8 protein-coding genes are annotated in these 7,555 nt (G+C 59.9%); 3 read left to right on the forward strand and 5 right to left on the reverse strand.

From position 1 onward, the window contains the following. Nucleotides 1-288 precede the first annotated feature (288 nt). From FLO80_RS20290 to FLO80_RS20305, 4 genes are all read right to left on the reverse strand, one after another. Nucleotides 289-828: a cupin domain-containing protein gene (locus tag FLO80_RS20290; protein WP_223145524.1), complete on the reverse strand. Its 540-nt coding sequence runs from the start codon at nt 826-828 to the stop codon at nt 289-291. A 45-nt stretch (nt 829-873) separates the two neighbouring features. Continuing rightward, complete coding sequence (locus tag FLO80_RS20295) at nt 874-1,704, reverse strand: class I SAM-dependent methyltransferase (RefSeq protein ID WP_111369120.1); 831 nt, start codon at nt 1,702-1,704, stop codon at nt 874-876. 244 nt (nt 1,705-1,948) lie between these two features. Beyond that, nucleotides 1,949-2,350, reverse strand: coding sequence for an OsmC family protein (locus tag FLO80_RS20300; protein WP_111369122.1), 402 nt, complete (start codon nt 2,348-2,350; stop codon nt 1,949-1,951). 142 nt (nt 2,351-2,492) lie between these two features. Then, the gene (locus tag FLO80_RS20305) at nt 2,493-3,563 is read right to left on the reverse strand and encodes an alpha/beta fold hydrolase (RefSeq protein WP_111369124.1); all 1,071 of its coding nucleotides are present in this window, start codon (nt 3,561-3,563) and stop codon (nt 2,493-2,495) included. A gap of 367 nt (nt 3,564-3,930) precedes the next feature. On the opposite strand from FLO80_RS20305, the gene FLO80_RS20310 reads away from it, so the two are divergent. Next, the gene (locus FLO80_RS20310; protein WP_111369127.1) at nt 3,931-4,473 is read left to right on the forward strand and encodes an AAA family ATPase; all 543 of its coding nucleotides are present in this window, start codon (nt 3,931-3,933) and stop codon (nt 4,471-4,473) included. Between the two features lie 249 nt (nt 4,474-4,722). Here FLO80_RS20310 and bla read toward each other — a convergent pair whose 3' ends face one another. Further along, complete coding sequence (gene bla, locus FLO80_RS20315; protein WP_246156764.1) at nt 4,723-5,664, reverse strand: class A beta-lactamase; 942 nt, start codon at nt 5,662-5,664, stop codon at nt 4,723-4,725. 76 nt (nt 5,665-5,740) lie between these two features. Here bla and FLO80_RS20320 point away from each other — a divergent pair, with 76 nt between their 5' ends. Further along, nucleotides 5,741-6,631 carry a LysR family transcriptional regulator gene (locus FLO80_RS20320; protein WP_111369132.1) on the forward strand — a complete coding sequence of 297 codons (891 nt, stop codon included), beginning with the start codon at nt 5,741-5,743 and terminating at the stop codon, nt 6,629-6,631. Between the two features lie 236 nt (nt 6,632-6,867). Then, nucleotides 6,868-7,239, forward strand: coding sequence for a GNAT family N-acetyltransferase (locus FLO80_RS23555; protein ID WP_369333780.1), 372 nt, complete (start codon nt 6,868-6,870; stop codon nt 7,237-7,239). Nucleotides 7,240-7,555: the final 316 nt, after the last annotated feature.

Raw genomic sequence — 7,555 nt, forward strand, 5'->3', positions numbered from 1 at the left:
GAGCGAGCGCCTCAGCGAACGGTGGGTTGTCCGCGTAGCCAACCCAAAATAACATATAGGCTTCGCACATGCAGCGAATGGCCGCTTGGGTGAAGCTGCGCTGCGGCAAAGGCGCGGTCGTCAAGGTCTGGTCAGGGCCGGTTCGTGTCAATCGACACCAGCGGCGGATTCTGGACATTCTCTGCAAGCGCGAGCCATTCTTGCTGCGGCTCTGGAAGCCGACATTCAGGGAATCTCGGAGCAGGATCGCCCTCTGGGGATGCCGCAAGGCGGCACACCCTTGTGACCTTACTCGCTCAGGCGCTCGATGCCGCATTCCTCATCCAGAGCCGAACCTTCAGCGGCTTCGACCGGAATCGTAAGCGGGCCCTCGGCGGGTACGCCGAACAGCGTTGCGACGACCACTGTCTCCTGATCCGCGCTCGGATTGAAGGCGGTGTGGACAGTGTCGCCGGGGTCGACCAAGGCCGAGCCGGGTGCGAAGTCGCGTTCGACGCAATCCTCGGCGAATACGAACGTGAAATCGCCTTCCGCGACCTTGATCAGCACCGTCCCGGGATGAGTGTGCCAGGGGAACACGACACCGGGCTGAATGGTGAACTCGACCACCACCATGTACGATGCGTCCTCGATCTCGACACTCTGTGGCGGTAGCCCCTCGAGGTTCTGCGTGATCTGCATGGACGTCTCGTTAGGGAAGGCGTGCCGCTCGGTCAGTGGCTGGGCGGCGATCGGTTCCGGTTCCTCGGCGGACGCCGTCGCGGTGATTGCCAGCGTGGCACCAGCCAGGATTGCGGTGTGCAGAGCGAGTTTGGTTGTGCGTGTCATCGCCATCTCCTTTTTGGGGTTGGGTTTTCGACAATGCCGAATTGTTCAGCGCCGGGTTCCTGCGGCGACGAGGTAGTCGCGCGGCACGCAGACACCGAGATCGGTGGCGAAGCTGGCGTGAAAGGCGACGAAGTCGCGTTCAAGCGCGCGCGCGTCCGCCTCGTCCAGCTTGCCGACGAGCGTGCGCAGGGGGCCGTAGCCCTCGACGAAGGTCCGCCAGGCGGCTTCGCCGTCGGGTTCCCGGTAGAACGACGTGCCCTGTTCGAAGGCGAGATCGAAATGATCGCCGAGCAGCGACGTCAACCGTTCCCTGCTGCCCCATTCGAAAGGCGACGGGGGCGGTGTGCCATCGGGCTTGGGCATGTAGCTCTTCATGATCTTGAACATCTCGAAGACATTGCCGTCGGGCGTCCATGTGGCCAGTGAAATGCGCCCGCCGGGTTTGCAGACGCGCGCGATCTCGGCGGCGGCATCCTCGGGGCGCTGGACGAACATGATTCCGAAGCTCGACATGACCGCGTCGAAGGACGCGTCCGGGTAGGGCAACGCCTCCGCGTCGCCCAGTTCGAACGTGATGTCGATGTCGCGCGCGCCGGCCATTTCCTTGGCCGCGGCCAGCAGGTCGGGCGCGAAATCCACACCCGTCACCCGGACTCCACGTTCGGCAAGCCGCCGCGCGGCCCAACCGGTGCCCGTCGCCACGTCGAGAACCCGTCCGTCCCTGGGCGGTGCCAGACGGTTTGTGCAGTGCTCGATGGCATCCAGGATGCCACGGCTGATCTCGTCATAAGCGCCGCCCGGCCTGGACCATGTGGCGGATGGGGTCGCGTTGTGACTGCGAATGGGATGGTCGAGGATGTCGGTTGCATGTGTCATGGTATTCTCCTTTGAAAGTGCTGGTCGCCTGGTGGCGCGTGATCGGAAGGCATGGATCGGGTTGTGGCCCTGTATCGTTGTCCTCAGTTCGTACGTTGCCTTCGGTGCGGACGAGCCGGGTCCGATGTCCGGGAACTCTCACAGATTCGCTCGGCCCGTGGCCAGTTCACGGATTGAAGCCCGCTCCATACAGATTCTGAATTCGAGCGGCGTGACTGGACGATCCGAGCCGGCCACCAAGCGATCATGGAAGACCCAAGCGCGCGAGATTCGGCACGGTCCGCTCGATCATCAGGCAACCGCGCATATCGGCGTGGGCTTTCACCGAGACTTCGAGGGACTCGAGCGTCACGCCCATGCGCGCCGCAATCATCCGCAGCGTCGAATCGAGACCGGCGGCCAGCGCGGCGCACAGGATGTCGCCCGGGTTCGGCAAGTCGTGATCGCCGCCGTTCGCGAGATGGATACCGAAGTCCCACGGCGCGCTCTGGCCGTCGCCGACCTTGACGGTGCCGTGGAACGGGTCGGCGTCGCCGCTTTGCGCGATCGCATGGTCCGTGATCCGTGCCTCGTCGGGCGCAGTTTTGTAACGGTCTTGCAGTGGTTCCTGGCGCTCCTTCACCAGGGCGGTCATGGTCTTGCTCATCGCTCTGCTCCCTTCTGAGATGTCGATGAGCAATCATGAGGCAACAAATGCCAGCGCGCATGAGGCGCTGGTCCTACGCCGACCTGGAAATTTCGGGGCTCAGACGTCGGCTTCGGGACCGTTGTCCCGGCCTCGCCGGGCCTCAGTCGCGGCCAAGACCTGCGTCGCGGGCTGACACGATCGCCTGTGCCCGGCTCGCGACACCGAGCTTGGAGAAGATCGTACTGACGTGATTGCGCACCGTCTTCTCGGAGATCCTCAGCAGGTTCGCCAGATCCCGGTTGCTGAGGCCGCGTGCGACGCCGCCCAGCACCTCCACCTCGCGCGCAGTCAGCGTATCGAGCGCGAGATCGCAGGCCCGGGCCGCGCCAGATTCGGGTTCGAGAAAGCCACTGATCTCGTGGCAGAATGTCTCCCACGCCTCTTCGTTCGGAAGAAGAATGTGGTTGTTGGTCTCCAGTGGCACGAACCGCGCATTCGGTATCAGTGATGCGAGTTGACGGCCGGCCTCGAACGGGACCATGCAGTCGCGGCGACCGTGGAACACCAGGGTCGGCGCCGCGATGTCGCCTGCAACGTCGCGAATATCGAAGGCGTTGAAGGCATCCCACATCAGCCGCGCATTGCGCGCCGAGGCGCTGCGCCGCTGCATCTCGCCGATCCATCGCAAGGCGTCCTTGCCGGCCTCGGGCATCAGAAGGTTGGCGAAGATCTCCCGGAAGGCGCCGGTCTTCTTGCCCCAACCCACCTCGATCATCTCGGCCAGAGCACGCGCTTCTTGAACCAACCGGTCCGGTACGCCCTCGGCATAGGCGCCGAATGGGTAGCTGTCGTAGAGAACGAGGCGGCTGACCCTATCGGGATGCCGGGCGGCATAGGCGGCCGCCACGGCACCGCCCTGGCACAAACCAATTAGTGGAAAGCGCGTTAGACCGGCGCACTTGACCACCGCATCAAGGTCCTCGATCCAGCGGTCCATAGAAAAATCGTCAACATTGCGGTCGGACAGCCCGGAACCGCGCGGATCATAGCGAATAAGGGTGCGACCGTCGGACAGAAAGTCGAACCAGTGCCGCCACACGGCACTCTGCCGGTCGAGATCGAGATGTGTGAACCAGTTTGCCACCCGCACCAAAGGCGGTCCTTCTCCAGACTCGGCAAAGGCGATCCGAACACCCTCCGCTGACGTGCAAAACCCCACGTGTTGTTTCATGATGGGATTCTACACGCCAACACTGACTTGATAAAGTCACCGGTGGTGACAGGTGTTGCGATGACCCGTTGAAACCACACTCGCTGAACGGACCCTCAACCGTTTCAAATGCTGTGCGCTGCACGAATGGCCGCAAAGCGAAAGCTGCATCGCAGAATGCTGGCCCACGATGAGTGACCGGTTTAGAGCCGTGAGCTTCGGGACGCTCGGCCTCGGTGGCCGTTCATACCGCCGCAGTGCCGCACGTCCGCTTGGAGCCCATTGCACTCCATCGGATGTACAGCTAACCTCGTTAGCACGCTGATACTGTCCGGCTGAGGCGTGGACGATCAGCGTTCCCCCATCATAGCAAACTCGAGTATGGCACATGTGTGAACATATGTTCGTCGTGACCGGTGGTCCCGGTTCCGGCAAAACCAGCTTGATCGACGCCCTGACCCGCCGAGGGTTCCGCAGCATGCCTGAGGCCGGACGGGCCATTATACAGGATCAAGCGCAAATAGGCGGAACGTCCCTGCCTTGGGCTGACAGGTCGATGTACGCCGAGTTAATGCTGGGCTGGGAGCTGCGGTCATGGCATGAAGCACAGGCGATTGACGGCCCTGTCCTGATGGACAGGGGGATTGCCGATGTCGTCGGATACCTCACGCTCTGCGGTCTCCCCGTCCCAGCCCATATCGAGACAGCAGCCAAGCTTTACACCTACAACAGGCGGGTTTTCCTCACTCCGTATTGGGAGGCCATCTTTGCGCAGGACGCCGAGCGCAAACAGGATCGAGAGGAGGCCCAAGCGACCGGCAAAGTCATGGCGGAAACTTATGCTCGGTTCGGCTATCAGCTCATCGAAATGCCGATGACAGGGGTCGAGGAGCGCGCCGATTTGGTGGCGGGCTTTCTGGAAGGCGTCTGACAGCTTTGTCCCGCATATGCGCCCTCTACCATCGACGGAATGTCGCACCTGCTGCGCATGCTCGGAGATATGCGTCAGTCAAAAAGAGCAGCCATTCACGGGAGAAGCATTCTGTCAACCGGGCAGCGATTGCTAAATTGAACGATAATTAGCGCTCGCCCGTTCACTTCCGAGCGAAAGCCTTCGAGAATACCAGGGGGTGATATGGTTGAGACTGAGGCCCTTTGATAGGCCCCGGTCGATGTCACATCACTGTCCGATTACAGCTGTTACGGCGCGACTGATGTCCTGCAAGGCGGCGTTGAGCGTCTCGAAATCCTCGTCCATGTCCGAGAGGAAGATGGTGACGACCCAGGGCGCGCGGCTTTCAGGTGTCACCATCACAACCAAGTTGCGATTGTGGCTGCCACTGCCAGACTTATCATAGATTTGCCATTCCGCTGGTGCCTCGGCCCGCAGCAATTGGCCCGTCACTCCGCCGTGACTCATCCAATCCGCCAGTTGTTTGCGTGACCTGTCTGACAGCGCGTCGCCTAGCAGCAGAGTGTGCAATGTATCTGTGCTGGCAACCGGCGTCGTGGTGTCACGCGGGTCACCCGGCGCAAATGTGTTCAACTCTGGTTCTTGCCGGTCAAGCCTGCTTTCAATGTCCCCTGTGTTGCGGAAGAATTGCGTAATGGCCTGCGGGCCGCCCAGATGGTCAATAAGCAGGTTGGCGGCCGTATTGTCGCTCATGTCGATTGCAGCCATGCAAAGCTCCCCTATACTCATACTCTGGCCAACACGCTGTTCGGTGACAGGCGCATAGGACTGTATGTCGCCCTGAGTTACGGGTAGTTGGTCAGACAGCGACAGTGTACCCGCATCAACCCGCGCCAGTACTGCACCGCAAAGAGGCACTTTTACTGTGCTGTTCATCAAAAATCGTTCGTCCTGCCTGTGTGACCAAGTAAAATCCGAACCGGTGTCAATCAGTGAAATACCGATCCGTCCATCCAGTTTGGTTTCGATCTGGTCGACGGTTTGTTCAAGCGTCTCGATAGGTGTTTGTCCGAAGCTTGTGGTGGCAATGGACAAGCCAAGTGCGATCCCTGTCACTACTCGCGACAAGGTAGAGGGGCGAATCTGCATGCAGCGTTCCTTTATTTTGCGGCACGTGACACCGAGAAGGGCGGCATCAGGTGATTTCATGGGAAGCGTATATTTCGGCTTGATTGGCCGCAGCAAACGACAAATATTATGGCAAGCCATTAGCTGAGGTATTGCAATGGATCGACCCGATCTGCCGCTGAATGCCCTGCGGGTGTTCGAAGTCGCCACGCGACAAGGCAGCTTCACCAAGGCTGCGATCGAACTGCGCGTCACGCAAGCTGCGGTCAGCCACCAAATCGCGCGGCTGGAGGATCTGCTTGGCGTCACACTGTTCTTGCGCACCTCACAGGGTTTGCTACCGACCGACGAAGGTCGGCTGCTCTTTCCCGTCTTGGAACATGGTTTCGATGCAATGGCGCGAGCTCTCGATGGCCTCGGGGGCCGGCGCAACATCGAAGTACTGAAGGTCGGCGTAAACACGACGTTTGCGCTTGGCTGGCTGATGCCGCGGTTGGCGGCGTTTCGGCAGGCCCACCCCGAGATCGAAATCAGGATCTCGACCAATAACAACCGCGTCGAGATTCTTCGCGAAGGATTGGACATGGCGATCCGTTTTGGCACCGGCGGCTGGTCGGGTCATAAAGCGATCGGTCTGATGGATACCCCGCTATCGCCTCTCTGCGCACCGGAGCTGGCAACGCGACTGCTCCATCCGGCAGACCTTGGGCAGATGACGCTACTCCGAAGTTATCGCAGCGCAGAATGGCCTGGCTGGTTCGAGGCCGCAGGTACGTCCTGTCCTCCGGTTTCAGGGCCGGTGCTGGACAGCTCGATCGCACTCGCGGAATTGGCGGCCTCTGGCGCTGGAGCGGCACTCCTGCCTATCTCGATGTTCGATCACTATGTCACGCAGGGTCGATTGGTTCAGCCCTTCGGGATCACTGTGTCAGCGGGGCGCTACTATCTTGCTTGGCCATCCGATCGTCCGATCACTCGGGCGATGAGCACATTTTCAAGGTGGCTCTCAGGACAAAGTCCCGAAGAAACGGGTCCGTCTTCTGCCTAATCATATGTTAAATGGTGGCAAATATGGGCAGTTCGCTGCACCTGATGCGAAGGGCGAGTTGTGGACTTTTGCTGCGTTTTGCACCGAGGTCTGCTATGTGAGATATTGAGGGCGCTTCCATAACGTGAAAAGGTTTCGTGTATGGATTTGCCTGATCTTCCTCCCGATTTGGTGTTCGTCCGGTTTGGCGGCGATCCAAGCGACATAGCCTTGCATTCGAAGCCAAACGAGCGGCCATGGGGCCGCACATCATCAAACGCTGGACTTGGGATGAAGCATTCCAACGCGACCTTCATGAACGTCATTACAGCGAGAAGCCATTTTTCGAGATAAGGCGCTCGGGGCAGAGATTAGGAATATTGTCGTTTCAAAGGCAGACAGATCACATTCGATTTGGAGAGTTTTACCTGTTTCCCATGTATCAAGGTCGGAGAACAGGTTCTGCAATTCTCGCGCACTGCCTCACGGTCGCCGATGGTCTGAGGCTACCAGTTAGATTGGAGTATTTGCACTGGAACCCTGTCCGCTCGCTTTATCTACGGCATGGTTTCAATGAAATCGGCCGCTCCGAGACACACCGTTTCATGCAACGAAACGCCGCCGTTTAGTGATTTGGTTCAGGGACGGAAACATAATGTGAAACGAACGGCGGGAAGCAGTCGCTCGCCGCGCTTGTCACGAACGACCATGAAGCGCAGGAAGCGGCCATGGCTCCAAGGACACCTGGTGCCGCATACCCGTACGGACAAGAGGAAGGCTGCCTTCGCCAACCTCTGGTCACTCCCGAAGGCGTTTTTCGGCGGGTGCGGCTTATTCGAATGGTTGCAAACCCCTAGGGTGTATATAAACATCCATCCGCGCCTCTGGTATCATGAGTCCGGTCGCATGCTGTGCTAGACACGAATGACTTGTAAGGGCTGAGAC

Origin of the sequence: Aquicoccus porphyridii (assembly GCF_008369105.1) — a bacterium.
Taxonomy (GTDB): Bacteria; Pseudomonadota; Alphaproteobacteria; order Rhodobacterales; family Rhodobacteraceae; genus Aquicoccus; species Aquicoccus porphyridii.